Genomic DNA, 18,436 nt, shown 5'->3' with positions numbered 1-18,436 from the left:
GGACGATCGTCCCCGGCTCGAGGGCCGTTCCGCACCTGGGCCCGGGGCCCCATGGCCCCTCACCGCGCGCCGTGGGCGGGCGCAGGGTGGAGCGCACCCAGCAACAGACGGCGAAGGTGGGATCGGCCATGCAACCCGACGACGGTTTCCGTGAACTGGACCGGCAGGAGTGCCTGCACCTGATGGCGAGGGTTCCGGTGGGACGCGTCGTCCACACCCGACACGCGCTGCCCGCCGTCCTGCCGGTCAACTTCAGCCTGGACGACGGCGGGGCCGTGCTGCTGCGGACGGCGGCGGCCTCGGAACTGGTCCGCGCGGTCGACGGTGTGGTCGTCGCCTTCGAGACGGACGAGGTCGACGCGGCCGGCCGGTCCGGCTGGAGCGTCGTCGTCACCGGCCGGGCCACCGTCGTGACCGACCCGGCCGAGCACGGACGCCTGTGCCGGGTCGGACCGCGCTCCTGGGCACCCTCGCCCGACGAGGTCTTCGTGCGCATCGAACCCGAGCTGGTCACCGGCCGGGAACTGGTCGGCGGACGGACCGTGTACGGCACCCGGGTCCCGCTGCGACGCTGAGCCACCCGCCACCCGCCACCCGCCACCCGCCACCCGCCACCCGCCACCCGCCATCCGCCATCCGCCACCTGCCACCCGTCACCCGTGACCCCTCACCCGCCACCCGGCTCCTGCTGTGAACGCGAGGCCCCCGACCGCCGCCTGCCGGCCCCGGATCCGGACGGCCCGGAACACCGGTGCCGCACGGCAGGCAGGCAGACAGGCAGGCGGGCGGCAGGCAGGGCGGGCGGACCCCACGGTCCCTGCCGGCACGCGCCGGGCGGCGGGCCCGGCAAACGCCCTGCCGGTGGCCTCACGGGGCCGGTCGCATGGTCGCCGGAGCCCTGCCACCAGCACAGTGCCGCGGCGCGGCCGGGCGCGGCCGGGCACCCGCTGCCGCACCTGCCCCCCTTCCCGGTGGTCGTGCCCGCCAAGGGGCGACCGGGCCGGAAGGCGTGACCCGAACGGCCCTGTCGGTGGTGCGGTCGCCGGGCGGAAGGTGGTCGGGCGCGGTACCTCGCGCATGTCCGCCCCGCGACCCGCCCCCGGAAGGGAATCCCGATGCCCGTCGACACGCAGCAGGCACCCGCCGAGCTCACGGACGATGAGCTGCAGGCGCTGGACGCCCACTGGCGCGCCGCGAACTACCTGGCCGTCGGCCAGATCTACCTCCTCGCGAACCCCCTGCTGACCGAGCCCCTGCGCCCGGAGCACGTCAAACCGAGGCTGCTCGGCCACTGGGGCACCTCACCGGGCCTGAACCTCGTGCACACCCACCTCAACCGCGTCATCAGGTCCCGCGGCCGGGACGCCCTGTGCGTCTGGGGCCCCGGACACGGCGGACCGGCCGTCCTCGCCAACTCCTGGCTGGAGGGCAGCTACTCGCAGACCTACCCCGACGTCAGCAGGGACGCGGCCGGGATGGAACGGCTGTTCCGGCAGTTCTCCTTCCCGGGCGGGGTGCCGAGCCATGTCGCCCCGGAGACCCCCGGTTCGATCCACGAGGGCGGCGAGCTGGGGTACGCGCTGTCGCACGCCTACGGGGCCGCCTTCGACAACCCGGACCTGCTGGTCGCCTGCGTGATCGGGGACGGCGAGGCGGAAACAGGCCCGCTGGCCGCGTCCTGGCACTCCAACAAGTTCCTCGACCCCGTCCACGACGGCGCGGTCCTGCCGATCCTGCACCTCAACGGCTACAAGATCGCCAACCCGACGGTCCTCGCCCGGCTTCCCGAGCCCGAACTCGACGAGCTGCTGCGCGGCTACGGCCACGCGCCGATCCATGTCACCGGCGACGACCCCATGGCCGTGCACCGGGCGATGGCGGCGGCGATGGACGACGCCCTGGAGCGCATCGACGCGATCCAGCGCGGTGCACGCGAGGAGGGTGTCGCCGAACGGGCGCACTGGCCGGTGATCGTGCTGCGCACCCCGAAGGGCTGGACCGGTCCCGCCGAGGTCGACGGCCTTCCCGTCGAGGGGACTTGGCGTGCTCACCAGGTCCCGCTGGCCGCCGTACGGGACAACCCGGAGCACCTGCGGCAGTTGGAGGAGTGGCTGCACTCGTACCGCCCGCGGGAACTGTTCGACGAGCAGGGCCGCCCGCGCGCCCGGGTGCTGGCCTGCGTGCCCGACGGCGCGCGCAGGCTCGGCGCGACCCCGCACGCCAACGGCGGGCTGCTGGTGCGCGAACTGCCGCTGCCTGCACCGGAGTCGTACGCCGTCGAGGTCGACAAACCGGGTGCGACGATGCACGAACCCACCCGGGTCCTGGGCGACATGCTGGAGTACGTCATGCGCCGGACCCAGGAGCGCCGCGACTTCAGGATCGTGGGCCCCGACGAGACCGCGTCCAACCGGCTCCAGGCGGTCTACGGAGCGAGCGGCAAGGCGTGGCAGGCACAGACCCTCCCGGTGGACGAGCACCTGGAGCGGCACGGCCGGGTGATGGAGATCCTCTCCGAACACACCTGCCAGGGCTGGCTGGAGGGCTATCTGCTCACCGGCCGGCACGGGCTGTTCTCCTGCTACGAGGCGTTCGCGCACATCGTCGACTCGATGGTCAACCAGCACATCAAGTGGCTGCGCACCACCCGCCGGCTGCCGTGGCGCGCGCCCATCGCCTCCCTCAACTACCTGCTCACCTCGCACGTCTGGCGCCAGGACCACAACGGGTTCTCGCACCAGGACCCCGGTTTCGTCGACCACATCCTCAACAAGAGCCCCGAAGCCGTCCGGGTCTACCTGCCGCCGGACACCAACACGCTGCTGTCCGTCGCCGACCACGTGCTGCGCAGCCGCGACTACGTCAACGTCGTGGTCGCCGGCAAACAGCCCTGCTTCGACTGGCTGTCCATGGACCAGGCCCGTGTGCACTGCGCGCGCGGTGCCGGGATCTGGGAGTGGGCCGGAACCGAGGACGGCGGCCGGGAGCCCGACGTGGTCCTCGGCTGCGCGGGCGACGTACCCACCCAGGAGGTCCTGGCCGCGGCCCAGTTGCTGCGCCGGCACCTGCCCGACCTGACCGTGCGCGTGGTCAACGTCGTCGATCTGGCCCGGCTGCTGCCGCAGGAGGAGCACCCGCACGGCATGCCGGACGCGCAGTACGACGCGCTGTTCACGCGGGACAGGCCGGTGATCTTCGCCTACCACGGCTACCCGTGGCTGATCCACCGGCTCGCCTACCGCCGGGCCGGCCATCCGAACCTGCACGTACGCGGCTACAAGGAGATCGGCACGACCACCACGCCGTTCGACATGGTGGTCCGCAACGACCTCGACCGCTACCGCCTGGTCATGGACGTCATCGACCGTGTCCCCGGTCTGGCGGTGCGCGCCGCCGCCGTACGACAGCGGATGGAGGACGCCCGCCTGCGCCACCACGACTGGATCCGCGCCCACGGCACCGACCTGCCCGAGGTCGCCGACTGGACCTGGGACGGCTGAACGGCAGCGCACGGGCGGTGTCGAAGGGAACGCCTCACTCGTCGGGCGGGGTGAGGCGGATTCCCGTGACCAGATCCGGGCGGATACGGACCGTGTGGTCCAGGCGCTGCTCCACCCAGGGGCGCAGCAGTGCCTGGAACCGGGCCACCTCGTCGGGGTCCGTGACCAGACGGGCGTAGCCCGTGACCACCACGCTCCAGCCGAGATGGGTGTCCGGGTCGATGGCGTCGGCCTCGTACGCCACGACGACTCCCGGTTCCCGGGCCTGCCGGGTCCGTGCGGTCAGGGCCGCTCCGGCGTGGGTGCGGATGACGATGTTCCCGTCGACCAGGACGTGACTGACCGGGCGGATCGTCGGCAGCGCGTGCTCGGTGAAGACGATCCGTCCGAAGGAGACGCTGCCCAGCAGCCGTAGCGCCTCGGCGCTGTCGACCCCGATGGTCCGGCGGGGTTCGACCGGGACCGGCCGAGCGTCGTCGACCGGCTGAGCGTTGTCGAGGAACATGACACAGTCCGTGGGTGTGGGAGGGAGCATCCGTGCGTGATCAGAACATTCGAGCGCATCGATGCCGGTGCCACCAGGGCCGTTCGGCCCTGACCCGGTGACCGCCCGGCCCTCGGAACCAACGGCTCCCCGTCCGGGTGTCTCCCAGTCGCCCGGGACCGCGCCGTCCAGCCTCCTGGACCATTACCTTGGCAGGTGACGGCACGGGGCCGGCCGAGGGTGTCTGGAGGGTCGCACGTGGGTGGCACGGAGAGAACCGGGGAGGCCCGCGTGCGGCTGCCGCAGCTGAGGCTGGACGAGCTGCTCGAGGAGCTTCAGGCCAGGCTCGACGCGGCCCGCGGCACCCGCGACCGGGTGCACAGCCTCCTGGAGGCGGTGCTCTCGGTGGGCCGTGAACTGGACCTCGAGCAGGCGCTGCACAGCATCGTCGAGGCGGCCGCGGCACTGGTGGACGCACAGTACGCGGCCCTCGGTGTGATCGGCCCCGACGGCAAGCGGCTGTCCGCGTTCCACACCGTCGGGGTCACCGACGAGCAGATCGCGAGGATCGGGCCGTACCCGCAGGGCCACGGCATCCTCGGGGAGCTCATCCACCACCCTGAGCCGCTGCGGCTGACCAAGCTCTCCGAGCACTCCGCGTCGTACGGCTTCCCGCCCCACCACCCCCCGATGAACACCTTCCTCGGCGTCCCGATCCGGGTGCGGGACCAGGTCTTCGGCAACCTCTACCTGACCGAGAAGCGGGGCGGCGCGCAGTTCGACGAGGAGGACGAGGCGGTGCTGTCCACGCTGGCCGTGGCCGCCGGCGTCGCCATCGACAACGCCCGCCTCTACGAGGACTCCCGGCTGCGCGAGCGCTGGCTGCGGGCCAACGCCGAGATCACCCACAGCCTGATGTCGGGCAGCGCGCACACGGAGGTCCTCCGGCTGATCGCGGACCGGGCCCGGGAGAACACCGGCGCCGCCCTCGCCCTGGTAGCCACGCCCATGAAGGACACCGACTCGCTCACCGTGGAACTTGCCGTGGGACGGGGAGCCACGGCCCACCTGGGGCTCGTGCTCCCTGTGGACGCCAGTCTCATCGGCCACGCGTTCGCCTCCGCGTCCCCGGTGACCAGCGCGGACGTCTCCAAGGACGAGCGGATCTCGGCGGCCCCGGAGCGCTTCGGGGGACTGGGACCCGCTGTCGGGGTGCCGATCGGATCGGGCGCCGACGGGGTCCGCGGGGTCGTCCTGCTCGCGCGCGAGACGGGCCGGGTCCCGTTCACCGACAAGGAGATCGAGCCCCTCCAGGGCTTCGCCGCGCAGGCCGCGATCGCGATGGAGCTCGCGGAGCGCCGTGCGGACGCCGAGCAGATCGCGGTGCTCCAGGACCGTGACCGGATCGCCCGCGATCTGCACGACCTGGCCATTCAGCGGCTGTTCGCCACCGGGATGACCCTGCAGAGCGCCGGCCGGCTCATCGAGCACGCCGAGGCCTCGGAGCGGGTGGCGCGTGCGGTGGACGACCTGGACGAGACGATCAAGATCATCAGGTCCACCATCTTCGGCCTGCGCTCGCGCGAGGGCGGCGCGGGAAAGGGGCTGCGGGCCCGGGCGGTCCGGGCGGTCGGCGAGGCGGCCGGGGTCCTCGGGTTCCCGCCCAGCATCCGGATGGAGGGCCTGATCGACACGGACGTGCCGGCGGAGATCGCCGACGACGTGATCGCCGTCCTCTCCGAGGCGCTGACCAACATCGCCCGGCACGCGCGCGCGGGACGCGCCGACGTGGTCCTGGAGACCGACGGGCGCGAGGTACGGCTGACCGTCTCCGACGACGGAGTGGGCATCCCGGACGGCGGGCGCCGCAGCGGGCTGCGCAACATGGCCGACCGCGCCGAACAGTCCGGCGGCGAGCTGACCGTGAACCGCCCCGATACGGGAGGCACCACCCTGGTGTGGCGGGTACCGGTGAGAGGCTGACCCGCCCGGGGCCCGCCGGAGTTCAGCGCCGGGTGGGATCCGGCTGCTCCAGGTTCGTGGCGAGGACGGCCGCCTGCACCCGGCGCTGGACGCCGAGTTTGGCGAGGAGTCGGGAGATGTGGTTCTTGACGGTCTTCTCGGAGAGATAGAGGCGTTTGCCGATCTCGCGGTTGGTGAGTCCGTCGCCGATGAGGGCGAGGATCTCGCGTTCGCGGGGGGAGAGGGAGGCGATTTCGGGGGCGGTGTCCGGGGGTGCGGTGGGCTCGGTGCGCAGAGTGCGCATGAGGCGGGCGGTGGTGGCGGGGTCGAGCATGGACTGGCCGGTGGCGACGGTACGGACCGCGGAGACGAGGTCGGTGCCCCTGATCTGTTTGAGGACGTAACCGGAGGCGCCGGCCATGATGGCGTCGAGGAGCGCGTCCTCCTCGTCGAACGAGGTGAGCATCAGGACGGCCAGCTCGGGCATTCGGCTGCGTAGTTCCCGGCAGACGGTGATGCCGTCGCCGTCCGGGAGACGTACGTCCAGCACGGCGACGTGGGGGCGCACCGCGGGTGCCCTGGCGAGGGCGTGCTCGACGTTCGCGGCGTCGCCGACGACGGTGATGTCGTCCTCGGCGTCGAGGAGGTCGGTGACGCCCCGCCGGACGACTTCGTGGTCGTCCAGCAGGAAGACCCGGATGGGGTCCTGTGCGGTGAAGGTGCGCGCCTCGGACATCTCGACCCCTCGCTCCGGATATGGACGGACTGCGGGCCGCCACTGCCACGATGGTCACCTGCCGGGGGCCGAACGCACCAGGGCCGACCGGCCCCATTGTCCCGGAACCACGACCGCCATCGGCCTCTGGCGCGACCGCACTGCGGCGACCTGCTCGCCGTTGCGGTAACTCGGCCCGCGCTGCCCCGGCTACCAGGTCACCGGCAGCTCGTGGACGCCGTGGACGATGCCGTCGTCCTTGAAGGGGATCTTGTCGAGGTCGGTGGCCAGGCGCAGGGTGGGGACGCGGCGGAAGAGGGTGCCGTGGACGACCTGGAGTTCCAGGCGGGCCAGCTGCCGGCCGAGGCACTGGTGGATGCCGAAGCCGAAGGCCATGTGGCGCCGGGCATCGCGCCGGACATCGAGCCGGTCGGGGTCCGGGAACACGTCGTCCTGCCAGTTGCCGGTGGCGCCCGGGATGATGACGCCCTCGCCGGCCCGGATCGACTGCCCGCCGATCTCCAGGTCCTCCAGGGCGAGCCGGCGCTGGCCGCTGTGGACCACGGTCAGGTAGCGCAGCATCTCCTCCGCCGCGCCGGCGAGGACCTTCGGGTCGTCGGTGTCGCGCACGATCGCGAGCTGGTCGGGGTGTTCCAGGAACGCCAGGACGCCCAGCGCGATCATGTTGGCGCTGGTCTCGTGACCGGCGCCGAGCAACAGCTGGCCGAGCATGGTGGCTTCCAGGCGACTGAGCTCGCCGACCCGCATCCGGGCGGCGAACTCGCTGAGCAGGTCGTCGGCGGGCTCGGCGAGCTTCTTGTCGAGCTGATCGCCGAGGTACCCGAAGAGCGCGCCCGAGGCGGCCCGCGCCTCCTCGGCCGTCACGTCCCGGCGCAGTGCCACCTTGCTGTTGCTCTGGAAGAAGTCATGGTCCTCGTACGGCACCCCGAGCATCTCGCAGATCACCAGCGAGGGCAGCGGCAGCGCGAGCGCCTCCACCAGGTCGACCGGGCGCGGGCCGGTCAGCATGGTGTCGATCAGCTCGTCGGTCATGCGCTGGATCGCCGGGCGCAGGGCCTCCACGCGCCTGACGGTGAAGGGGCCGGTGACCATGCGGCGGATGCGGGCGTGGTCGGGGTCGTCCATGTCGAGGAAGGACGGCGGTGTCTTGGAGGCGGTCTCCCGGAAGGCCGCGTTGAGGTACGGGAAGCCGTCCCTGGTGGTGTCGACGCTGAGCCGCTGGCCGCCGTACAGGGCCCGCTGATCCTCGTGACGGGTCACTACGGCACTGCTCATGGCACTCCTCAAGGTGGGGGGAAGGTAGCCGGCGCCATGTGAGCGCAGGAACCTGACAAGCCCCGGTCAGAAGCCTGACAGCGACGAGGTTTGACGTTCAGTCAGGGAAAAGCGCCAAGTGGTGCCGTCCGGATCCGAGCGGGCCGACCTCGCCGGACTGGTGCCATCCGCTGGGGGCGGTGAACCGGCCCACGGTTCCCGGCGGCAGCGACACGTCCACCGTCAAGATGTCGCCGTCGAGAGACCAGCCGACGGACACCGTGCCGTAGGGGGACTCGATCGAGGCGCCGGCCGAGGTGAGCCCGCCGCCGGGGTCCGGGGCGAACTCGACCGTGCGGTAGCCGGGGCCGGCCGGGCGCAGTCCCGCGACGGACCGGTAGAGCCAGGCGGCGACGGCGCCGTAGGCGTAGTGGTTGAAGGACAGCATGGTCCCGGCGTGCTCGACGTCGATGGTGCCGTCGGGCCGGATGGCGTCCCACCGCTCCCACATGGTCGTGGCGCCGCGCTCGACCTGGTAGAGCCAGCCCGGGCACTCGGTGTTGAGCAGGAGCCGGTAGGCCTCGGCCGTGTGGCCGGTGGCGGTGAGCGCCGGCAGGACGAAGGGAGTGCCGAGGAAACCGGTGGCGATACGCCCATCACCGGCCCGCACCAACGCGGCCAGCGCGTCGCCCACCGCGGCACGCTCGGCTTCGGGGGCGACACCGAAGACCAGGGCGAGCGCGCAGCCGGTCTGCGTGGTGCGGGCGTGACCGCCCCACTTCGCCCAGGCGGCGTCGGCGGTACGCCGGTGCAGGGCCGTGTACCGGTCCGCGTCGTCGGAGCGGCCGAGCTCCCGGGCCGCGTCGGCGAGCAGCCGGGCGCTGTGCGCGACGAAGGCGGTGGCGACGTACCCGGAATCGGTGGTGGCGCGGGCCGGGTCCTCCGGCGGTGCGGCAGGGTCGAGCCAGTCGCCGAGCTGGGCGTTGCCGCTCCAGGTCCCGTCCTCGTCCAGGTGGGCGACGGTGAACTCGACCCACGCGCGCATCGCCGCGTAGTGACGTTCCAGCAGGGTGAGTTGACCGTAGGCGTCGTGGACGGCGGTCGGGACGACGGTGACGGCGTCGCCCCAGCCCGCGGCGGCTCCGGCGAACGGCAGCTCGGTCGGCGGCAGTTCACCGAGGTCCACGTCGGGCACCACCAGGGGGACCGCGCCGTCCGGACGCTGTTCCAGGCCGAGGTCGGTGAGCCAGCTGTCGAGGAAGGAGCGGCTGTCGAACGTGGCGCACGCCGTGGCGGCGAAGGCCATGATGTCCCCGGTCCAGCCCAGTCGTTCGTCGCGTTGCGGGCAGTCGGTCGGTACGGCGAGGAAGTTCCCGCGCTGGGAGCGGACCACGTTGGCGTACAGCGCGTTGACGCGTTCGTCGGAGCAGTGGAACGCGCCGATCCGGTGCAGGTCGCTCGCCACGACGCACACCTCGACCGCCTCGACGGTCACGCCGGGGGAGAGGCGGATCTCGGCGTGGCGGAAGCCGTGGAAGGTGAACTCCGGCTCCAGTTCGGCCGTTTCACCGGCCAGGGTGTACCGGTCGGTGGCGCGGGCGCCGCGCAGGATGCTGGTGAGCAGACGGCCGTCGGCGTCGAGGACCTCGGCGTGCCGGACGGTGAGCGTGCCGCCCGCCGGGCCGCGGGCGCGCAGCCGCAGCCAGCCGGTCAGGTTCTCGCCCGCGTCGACGGCGAGGGTCCCGTCCGGCAGGATCCGCTGCTCGGGCCGGATGACCTGGACCACGCGCACGGCGGGGTGGGCGCGCTGGACCAGTCCGGCGGGCAGCGGAAGTACGGAGACCCGCTCCCAGCCGCTGTCGTCGAACGCGGGCGACCGCCAGCCGGGCGGCTCCCGACGGAGATCGCGCTCGCAGCCGTCGTACAGGTCGGCCGCCTGGATGCCGCCGTAGCCGCCGCGCCACTGGTCGTCGGTGCGGATCGTGACGGTGGTGCCGTCGGCCAGGGTGACCTCCAGCTGGGCGAGCAGCGCGCAGGTGTCGCCGTACACGTCACGGTTCTTGTGCCAGGTGAGGTGGCCGCGGTACCAGCCGTCGCCGACCGCGGCGGCCAGCGCGTTGCGGCCGGTCGTGAGCAGGTCGGTGACGTCGTACGTCGCGTAGAGCAGCCGGTGGGGATAGCTGGTCCAGCCGGGTTCCAGGAGGTCCTCGGACACGGGCCGGCCGTTGACCGCGGTGCGGTGCACGCCCAGCGCGGTCACGTACAGCCGCGCGGACACCGGCTCCGCCGGGAGGTCGAACTCCCGGCGGAGCAGCGGCACCGGGCCGGGGGAGGTGCGGCCCCGGTCTGTGGGCAGCCCGACGGGACGGGCCGTCCAGTCCGCGTCGTCGAGAAGAGCGGCCTCCACCCGGGCGGGCTCGCTCCAGGCAGTCCACCCGAGGTCGGTACGGACCCGGACCCGCCAGTGCCGGACCTCGCGGCTGCGCAGCGGTTCGGCCGGCCACGGGTGGTCGGTCACCACGTCGGACTCGACCTCCGCGCGGAAGACGCCTGCGGTTGCGGCGGCGTCGGTGCCGGTACCGACCGCGTCGGTGACGGGCCGGCCCGGGAGGGGCACACCGGCGACGGCCACGCCTGCGGTGGACGCGTCCGCGATCGACACGTCTCCCATCGACACGCCTGCGGTGGACGCGTCTGCCGTGGCCCCGCCCGGGGTCGGCACGCCTGTGCTCGGCACGCCTGCGGTCGGCACGCCTGCGCTCTGCACACCCGTGCTCGGCACGCCTGCGGTCGATACGCCCGCGCTCTGCACGCCCGCCGTGGCCGCCTCGAAGGACCCATCGGCCGACACCTGGATCTCGTACGCGTGCTGACGGACGCCGGCCCGGTCGCTCGCCAGCGTCCAGGACAGGCGAGGGGCGGAGTACGGCGTGGCCACGAGACCGGAGTCGTCCGCGGTGCGCAGTCCGACGACCACCGTCGTGGTGTCCGCACCGTGGCCTGCCGTGATGTTCGGCGTCGTCATGACTGGAGGTGCCTCCGAAGGAATCGCAAGGTCGACTGATGCAGCGCGGTGCGATGCGGGACGCTGCCCCACGCGTGGTCCGCGCCGTCGACGACTTCGAGCTCGGCGTTGCCGTCGTAGTGGTCGAGATAGCGCCCGACGTACTCGAGGGGAGCGATCTCGTCCTTGGAGCCGTGCAGGATGTGGACCGGGCCCGAGTAGGCGCCGGACCGCCCGTAGACGTCGAGACCGGCGAGGTCCTCGACGAGCGCGGCACTCACCCGGTGGCCGTCGGCGTCGAAGTAGCCCTTCTCCTCGATCTCCGCCGCGAGGCTGCGCCCCTTGAGGTAGCCCCGGCCCATCTCGAAGGGGGCGACCGCCGCCGGGGACCACAGGCACAGCGCGGCGATGCCCGGTTCCTCCGCGGCGACGATTCCGGCGACCACACCTCCCATGCTCATACCGACCAGGCCGATCCGCTCCGGATCCACGAAGTCGAGCGCCCGGACGGCCTCCAGCACCGCCCGCGTCTCCGTGATCTCGCCGCTGATGGTCACGTCGAAGAACGCGCCGTCGCTCTCGCCGTGGCCCGAGAGGTCGAAGCGGACCGAGGCGATGCCGTTCGCCTCCAGCAGCCGGGACATCGCGACGAAGTCGGGCAGTTCGAGCCGGTTGGAGGTGAAGCCGTGGACGAACACCGCGGTCGGCCACTTGGTGCCGGCCGGTCCGTCGGGGACGTGCAGCGTGGAGCGCAGCGTCAGGCCGTGGTGGGGGAACTCGTGAGGGCGGATCACGCGGCTGCCTTTCGGTTGCTGTCGGGTGCGGGGAGGGCTCGCAGACCAGGTGAAGCCGTTGACGCGTCCCGCGCCGACGGGCACCACCGAGGCTGCGGGTGCCAGGCCGCGGATACCACCGAGGTCGCGGATGCCATGGGGACGTCACCGGTGAGGGCGGCGGATTCCGAGCGGACCGGCCGTCCGAGCCCGAAGCCGCGTCACGTTACTTACTCGCGCCACTTAAACGTGTAGGTATCCTGAGCGCGCAACCTAGCCGCAGCCGCCGTCTTTGACAAGACCGTCCGGCAGAGGGAGACCCATGAGCGAGGCATCCCGTCCCAGACGTGTGACCGGCGCAGATGTAGCGCGGGAAGCGGGAGTGTCCCGCGCGACCGTCAGTTACGTCCTCAACGACACCGCGTCCCAGAAGATCTCCGAGACGACGAGGCTGCGAGTCCTGGAAGTCGTGGCCCGGCTCGGCTACGCCCCCTCGGCGTCGGCCCGTTCGCTGCGCAAGGGCCGCTCGGACATCGTGCTCGGACTGCTCCCGGACTGGCCGATCGAGCACGTCCTCGGCCGCCTCGTCCAGCGGCTGACCAGCGCCTTCGCCGAGCACGGGCTCACCTTCCTGGTGTACTCGGCGGCTCAGCCGGCCCGCCCCGTGCGCGAGATCTGGAAGGCCCTGACGCCCGCGGCGGTACTGGCCCTCGACGAGTTCCCCGAGTCCGAGTCCGATGCCATGCGGTCCGCCGGGATCGACGTCGTCATGGCGGTGCACGGCTCCCCGCACGGTCGCAGCAGGCCCCCGCTCGTCTCGGAGGAGCCGATCGGAGCGGCGCAGGCCCGGCACCTCGCCGCCGCGCACCGCCGGCTCGGCTACGCCTGCCCGGATCTGCCCGGCCTGGGCGCGCTGGCCAGGTCGCGGCTGGACGGTGTGCGCAAGGTGTGTGCCGAACTCGGCCTCCCGGAGCCCGATGCCCGCGTCGTCCCCTTCGCGCCGGAGGGCGCCATGGAGGCGGTGCGGGCATGGCGTTCCGCGACGCCCCCGGTGACGGGCATCTGTGCCTTCAACGACGCCGTCGCCCTGTCCGTGCTGGTCGGACTGCGGTCCCTGGATCTGCGGGTCCCGGACGACATGGCCGTGATCGGCGTCGACGGCACCCCCGCTGCGGCACTGGCGCAGCCGCCGCTCACCACGGTCGTCCGCGACACCGACGCGCTCGCGCGTGAGTTGGCCCGGCGCGTCGTCGTGGCCCTCGACGGGGGTCGGATTCCCGTCGATCCGCTGCGGGACGCGCTCTGGGTGCTGGTGCGGGCCTCCGCCTGACGCCGCCACGGGTGTCCGAGGTCCGCCGGAATCGTCGCCTCTGAACCCCTTGCGCAATGCGGGCGACACGGTTACGTTACCCGGCACCGGATTAAACGTGTAAGTGAAACGTGCAAGCCATCACCTTCGGGCGGCACTCCCCGATCCCCGAAGACGACAGAGGTCCGGGCGCACAGAAGACCGGCCCGGGCCGCGGACAGCGTCCACAGCCTTCGGCCGGCGCCGGGACCCGCGTCGACCCCACCTCCGAGCAGCGATGCGCCGAGCCGCACCCCTCCCGACACCACGGAGCACTCGATGAAGAGAAGAACCGTCCTCCACGCCTCGATCGGAGCGGTCGCGGCGCTCACGCTCGCCGCCTGCGGCGGTGGGAACGGCACCGGCACCGGCAGCTCCGGTTCGGCCACGCTGACGATCGGCATGTCCTCGGCGCCCAACAGCCTGGACCCGGCCCAGATAGCCACCGGCCCCTTCGTGAACTACCTCGACCCGGCCTACGCCTCGCTGCTGACCCGCAGCGCCGACGGCGCCCTCGCGCCCGGTCTCGCCGACAAGTGGGGCTACGTCGGCAACGGCAACACCGAGTTCAAGCTCCAGCTGCGCAGCGGCGTGAAGTTCGCCGACGGCACCCCCATCACCGCCGCCGACGTCGTGGCCTCGCTGAAGTACATCCAGAAGGGCAGCGGCCCCGCCGCCTCGTACTACCGCCCCCTGGCCTTCTCCGCGCCCGACGGCTCCACGGTGGTGATCAAGAGCCCCACGCCCAACCCGGACATGGGGGCGCTGTTCACCCCCGCCTTCCTGGGCGGTGCCGTCATCAGCCCGGCGGGCCTGAAGACCCCCAAGAAGCTGGCCTCGGCGACCTTCGGCGCCGGCCCGTACGTGTACAGCGCCGCCCAGTCGGTCTCCGGCGACCACTACGTCTACCTGCCCAACAAGAACTTCTACGACCAGAGCGCCATCCACTTCAAGAAGATCACCGTCCGGGTCATCCCGAACATCAACTCCGAAGTGCAGGCTCTGAAGTCGGGACAGATCGACTTCATGTACGGCTCCCCGGACGTGGCCCCCTCCATCGCCGGCGACTCCTCGCTCACGACCCTCAAGAAGCCCACCACCTGGGCCGGTCTGTTCCTCCTCGACCGCGACGGCACCGTCGTCAAGGGCCTGGCCGACGAACGGGTCCGCCAGGCACTGAACTACGCCGTCGACCGGGTGGCGATCACGAAGGCGGTCTACGGCGACTACGGGACCCCTGTGGAACAGCCGGCGATGCCCGGATACGACGGCTACAGCCCCAAGGCCGCGAAGATGTACGACTACGACCCCGCCAAGGCCAAGCAGCTGCTGGCGGCGGCCGGTTACTCCGGCGGGCTCACCATCCCCGTCAACTACGGCTCCTTCGACCCCTCCACCAGCAAGCTCGTCCAGGCCGTACAGGACCAACTCGCCAAGGTGGGCGTCCACTTGAAGCTGACCGCCGCCACCAACCTCGGCGGCTGGATCAATGACCTGCTGACCAGGAAGTACGCGGCCACCGTGCTCTCACCGGGCCAGGGCGGCGACGAGAACTTCTACGCCCAGCAGGCGGGGTTCACCAAGACCGGCATCATGAACGTCTTCGCCGTCCAGGACGCCGACGTCGACGCCGCGTTCACCAAGCTCGCCGCCTCCGACAAGCAGTCCGCCGGAGCGGCCGCGCAGGCCCTCACCGAGGTGATCACCCGCAAGGCGCTCGCCCTGCCGGTGTCCGGCTCCGACACGATCATCATGTACAACGCGAAGCTCAAGGGCGTGAAGTTCGTCCCGGGCACCGCCTTCGCGACCTCCAACACCCTGTGGACCTCCCGGTGACGAGGACCGATGCTGCCGATCATTGTTCGTAGACTCGCCCTGTCCGTCCCCCTGTTGGTCGTCGTCTCCGCGATCACCTTCCTCCTGGAGTCGTTCGTGCCGGGCAACCCGGCACGCACACTCCTCGGTCTCAACGCGACGCAGGAGCAGTACGACGCGCTGCGGGCCGCACTCCACCTCGACCAGCCGGTCATCGCACAGTACGGCCTCTACCTGCGCGGTGTGCTGCACGGTGACTTCGGCACCTCACTGTTCACCGACGAGTCCGTGCTCGGGCTGATCGGCCAACGGCTGCCGGTGACCCTGGCGTTGGTGATCGGCGGAACCGGGCTCGCGGCCCTGGTGGGCGTGTTGCTCGGCGTCCACAGCGCGACACGCGGCAGGTTCAGCCGCCGCCTGGTCGACGTGGTGTCCCTGCTGGGCGGCGCACTGCCCAACTTCTGGATCGCCCTGCTGCTCGTGGCCCTGTTCGCCGTCAAGTTCGCCGTCTTCCCCGCCACCGGCTACACCCCGTTCGCCGAGTCCCCCGGCCAGTGGGCGGCCGGCCTCGTCCTGCCCGTGGTCGCCCTGTCCATCGGCGGTGTCGCCTTCATCGCCAAGGTCACCCGCGACGCGATGCTCACCACCCTCGGGCTCGACTACATCCGAACGCTGCGCGCCTGCGGGATCGGGCCCTCCGCCATCATCTGGAAGCACGCGCTGCGCAGTTGCGGGTTGCCGGTGGTGACCACCTTCGGCCTCACGATGATCACCTTCATCCCCGGCACGATCCTCATAGAGAACGTCTTCACCCTGCCCGGCCTCGGCACCACCGTCGTCAACGCCACCAACCAGCACGACCTGCCGGTCGTGCAGGGAGTCGCGCTCGCCTTCACCGCCATGGTGATCGTGGTGAACCTGCTCGTCGACGTCCTCTACGGCCTCCTGAACCCCAAGGTGCGTACGGAATGACCACAGTTGAGCCACCCCCGACGGCACCCCCACGGGCCAGGAACAACCCCTTCGCGGGGATCTGGCGCCGTCCCCTCACCGCCGCGGCACTCCTGGTGATCCTCGGCATCACCGCCGCCGTGATCCTCGCCCCCGTCCTGGCCCCGCACCCGCCCCTCGCCCAGGACCTCCTGCACGCGCAGGCCGGACCGTCGGCCGGGCATCCGCTGGGCACCGACGGCCTCGGCCGCGACGTCCTGAGCCGGTTGCTGTACGGCGGGCGGCCCACCCTGCTCGGCGTGGGCCTGGCCGTCCTCGTCTACGCCGCCTTCGGCATGACGCTCGGCCTGGTGGCCGGCTACCTGCGCGGCTGGACCGACCGGGTCATCGTCGCCGTACTGGACGTCATGCTGTCGGTTCCCGCCGTCATCCTCACGCTGGCCGTCCTCGCGATCTTCCACCAGAGCAACGCCGCCGCCATGATCACGCTCGGCTTCTTCGCCTCCGCCAACCTCGCCCGGCTCATCCGCGGCTCCTGCCTGGCGCTGCGCGAGGAACTGTTCGTGGACGCCGCCAGGGTCTCCGGGCTCGGCTCGGCACGGATCATGGCCCGGCACATCATCCCGGGTCTGACCGGTCAACTGCTCGTCCCCGTCTGCCTGTTCGCGGGCAACGCGCTCGCCATCCAGACCGGCCTGGGCTTCCTCGGCCTCTCGACTCCGGCACCGGCGCCGAGCTGGGGCGGCATGGTCTTCGACGCCGCGCAGGTCATGGAGCAGGACCCCTATCTGCTCCTCGTCTCCGGCGGTGTGCTCGGCCTGATGACCCTGGCCTTCGGGCTGCTCGGCGACGGGTTGCGCGATCTCCAGCAGGACCGGAAGCGGGCGACCGGCGGCCGGATGCGGCGACCGGAGACCACGGTCACCGCCGAAGACGCCGTCACGCCCTCGGACGGAGCCGTGCTCACCGTCCGGGACTACTCGATCGCCTTCGCCACCGGGCAGGGGCAGCGCGATGTCGTCGACTCCGTGAGCTTCAGCGTGCGCCCGGGCGAGATCTTCGGCCTGGTGGGGGAGTCCGGCAGCGGGAAGACGGTCACCGGCCTGTCGCTGCTCGGACTCCTGCCGCCCAACGGCGCCGTGACGAGCGGCTCGGCCTGGCTGGCCGGCACACGGATCAGCGGTCTGCCGGAACGCGAACTGCGGCGCATCCGCGGCCGCGAGATCGCCCTGGTCTCCCAGGAGCCCATGATGGCCCTCGACCCCTACTTCACCATCGGCTCCCAGCTGTCCGAGGTGGTCCGGCGCACCGCTGACACCTCCGGCGGGAAGGACGCCGTACGCCTGCGGGTCCGGGACCTGCTGACCAGCGTCCACCTGCGCGACCCCGACGACGTCGCGCGCCGGTACCCGCACGAACTCTCCGGAGGCATGCTCCAGCGCATCGCCATCGCTATGGCACTGGCCGGTTCACCGAAGGTGCTGATCGCCGACGAACCCACCACGGCACTGGACGTCACCGTGCAGGCGGGCATCCTGGACCTGCTCCGGACGCTCCGCGACGAACGCGGCATGGCGATCATCCTGATCACGCACGACCTCGGAGTCGTCGCCGACACCTGCGACCGCGCGATCGTCATGGAGCAGGGCCGGATCGTGGAGGAGGGCCCGGTCGAGGACATCTTCTACCGGCCTCAGCACCCCTACACCAGGACACTCATCGACAGCACCCCCAGCATCGCTCGGACCGAGGGCAGGATCGCGTGACCGGAACACCCGTACTCCAAGTCGACGGCCTCGCGGTGCGCTACCCGTCCCGCGGTTTCCGCAAGCCCCCGACCACGGTCATCGAGGACGTCTCCTTCGAGGTCGGACACGCCGAGACGGTCGCGCTCGTCGGCGAGTCCGGCTCGGGCAAGACCACGATCGGCAAAGCGGTCCTGGGACTGACCCCGGTCAGCGCGGGACGCGTCCTGCTCGACGGCCGGGACATCGCCCACCTCACCGGACGGGCCCGCCGCCTGCTGTCCGCAGACCTCCAGGCCATCTTCCAGAACCCCTACGGCTCCCTCAACCCGTCGCTGCCGGTGGGCCGGATCCTGGCCGAACCCCTGCTCACCGGCTCGGCGTTGCCACGCCAGGAGGTCCACGACCGCATCGCCGAGCTGCTGCGCCGCGTCGGCCTGCCCGAGGACGCGGTCGACCGCTACCCGGCCCAGTTCAGCGGAGGCCAGCGCCAGCGCATCGCCATCGCCCGGGCGGTGGCCCGCCACCCCCGGATCATCATCTGTGACGAGCCGACCAGCGCCCTCGACGTGACCACGCAGGCCGCCGCCCTGAACCTCCTCGCCGAGCTCCAGCAGACCCTCGGATGCTCGTATCTCTTCATCACCCACGACCTCGCCGTGGTCAAGGAGTTCGCGGCGCGCACCCTGGTACTCCAGCACGGACGCATCGTCGAGGAGGGCCCCAGCGTCGACGTGTGCGGCCGCCCGCGGCACCCGTACACCCGCCGCCTGGTGGCCGCCGCCCCCGTCCCGGACCCGGTCCTGCAACGCGCCCGTCGCAAGCAGCGGACCGAGCTCGAGGCAAGCGCGCGGTGAGCCGCGG

The 18,436-nt window shown here is 71.8% G+C and carries 13 protein-coding genes; 8 read left to right on the top strand and 5 right to left on the bottom strand.

Translation table 11 applies throughout. The annotated features are described in order from the left end of the window. Positions 1-128: 128 nt before the first annotated feature. Complete coding sequence (locus tag OHN19_RS03880; protein ID WP_330262752.1) at positions 129-575, top strand: pyridoxamine 5'-phosphate oxidase family protein; 447 nt, start codon at positions 129-131, stop codon at positions 573-575. A gap of 540 nt (positions 576-1,115) precedes the next feature. Beyond that, positions 1,116-3,500 carry a phosphoketolase family protein gene (locus OHN19_RS03875; protein ID WP_330262751.1) on the top strand — a complete coding sequence of 795 codons (2,385 nt, stop codon included), beginning with the start codon at positions 1,116-1,118 and terminating at the stop codon, positions 3,498-3,500. Positions 3,501-3,534: 34 nt separating this feature from the next. On the opposite strand, the gene OHN19_RS03870 is transcribed toward OHN19_RS03875, so the two are convergent. Beyond that, a complete protein-coding gene (locus OHN19_RS03870) occupies positions 3,535-4,005 on the bottom strand; it encodes a pyridoxamine 5'-phosphate oxidase family protein (RefSeq protein WP_330262750.1) in 471 nt (156 codons plus the stop codon). A gap of 237 nt (positions 4,006-4,242) precedes the next feature. On the opposite strand from OHN19_RS03870, the gene OHN19_RS03865 reads away from it, so the two are divergent. After that, positions 4,243-5,967 carry a GAF domain-containing sensor histidine kinase gene (locus tag OHN19_RS03865; protein ID WP_330262749.1) on the top strand — a complete coding sequence of 575 codons (1,725 nt, stop codon included), beginning with the start codon at positions 4,243-4,245 and terminating at the stop codon, positions 5,965-5,967. A 22-nt stretch (positions 5,968-5,989) separates the two neighbouring features. Here the strand turns inward: OHN19_RS03865 and OHN19_RS03860 are convergent, their stop codons facing one another. The 4 genes from OHN19_RS03860 to OHN19_RS03845 form a co-directional block, all read right to left on the bottom strand. Beyond that, positions 5,990-6,682, bottom strand: coding sequence for a response regulator transcription factor (locus OHN19_RS03860; protein WP_330262748.1), 693 nt, complete (start codon positions 6,680-6,682; stop codon positions 5,990-5,992). A gap of 189 nt (positions 6,683-6,871) precedes the next feature. Further along, positions 6,872-7,957: a cytochrome P450 gene (locus OHN19_RS03855; RefSeq protein ID WP_330262747.1), complete on the bottom strand. Its 1,086-nt coding sequence runs from the start codon at positions 7,955-7,957 to the stop codon at positions 6,872-6,874. Positions 7,958-8,054: 97 nt separating this feature from the next. Next, positions 8,055-10,961, bottom strand: a complete 2,907-nt coding sequence (locus tag OHN19_RS03850; protein ID WP_330262746.1) for a family 78 glycoside hydrolase catalytic domain — start codon at positions 10,959-10,961, stop codon at positions 8,055-8,057. After that, complete coding sequence (locus tag OHN19_RS03845; protein WP_330262745.1) at positions 10,958-11,734, bottom strand: alpha/beta hydrolase; 777 nt, start codon at positions 11,732-11,734, stop codon at positions 10,958-10,960. Before OHN19_RS03845 ends, OHN19_RS03850 begins: the two co-directional genes overlap by 4 nt. Before the next feature lie 301 nt (positions 11,735-12,035). On the opposite strand from OHN19_RS03845, the gene OHN19_RS03840 reads away from it, so the two are divergent. From OHN19_RS03840 to OHN19_RS03820, 5 genes are all read left to right on the top strand, one after another. Next, positions 12,036-13,043, top strand: coding sequence for a LacI family DNA-binding transcriptional regulator (locus OHN19_RS03840; RefSeq protein WP_330262744.1), 1,008 nt, complete (start codon positions 12,036-12,038; stop codon positions 13,041-13,043). A 297-nt stretch (positions 13,044-13,340) separates the two neighbouring features. Beyond that, positions 13,341-14,897, top strand: coding sequence for an ABC transporter substrate-binding protein (locus tag OHN19_RS03835; protein WP_330262743.1), 1,557 nt, complete (start codon positions 13,341-13,343; stop codon positions 14,895-14,897). 9 nt (positions 14,898-14,906) lie between these two features. Next, positions 14,907-15,848, top strand: a complete 942-nt coding sequence (locus OHN19_RS03830) for an ABC transporter permease (RefSeq protein WP_330262742.1) — start codon at positions 14,907-14,909, stop codon at positions 15,846-15,848. Next, positions 15,845-17,593: a dipeptide/oligopeptide/nickel ABC transporter permease/ATP-binding protein gene (locus OHN19_RS03825; RefSeq protein WP_419249503.1), complete on the top strand. Its 1,749-nt coding sequence runs from the start codon at positions 15,845-15,847 to the stop codon at positions 17,591-17,593. The genes OHN19_RS03830 and OHN19_RS03825 overlap by 4 nt, the downstream gene beginning before the upstream one ends. Further along, positions 17,590-18,429 carry an ABC transporter ATP-binding protein gene (locus tag OHN19_RS03820; protein WP_419249502.1) on the top strand — a complete coding sequence of 280 codons (840 nt, stop codon included), beginning with the start codon at positions 17,590-17,592 and terminating at the stop codon, positions 18,427-18,429. Before OHN19_RS03825 ends, OHN19_RS03820 begins: the two co-directional genes overlap by 4 nt. The last annotated feature ends 7 nt before the right edge of the window (positions 18,430-18,436 follow it).

Source organism: Streptomyces griseorubiginosus (assembly GCF_036345115.1).
Classification (GTDB): Bacteria; Actinomycetota; Actinomycetes; order Streptomycetales; family Streptomycetaceae; genus Streptomyces; species Streptomyces griseorubiginosus_C.
This window is presented reverse-complemented; position numbering and strand designations above follow the sequence as displayed.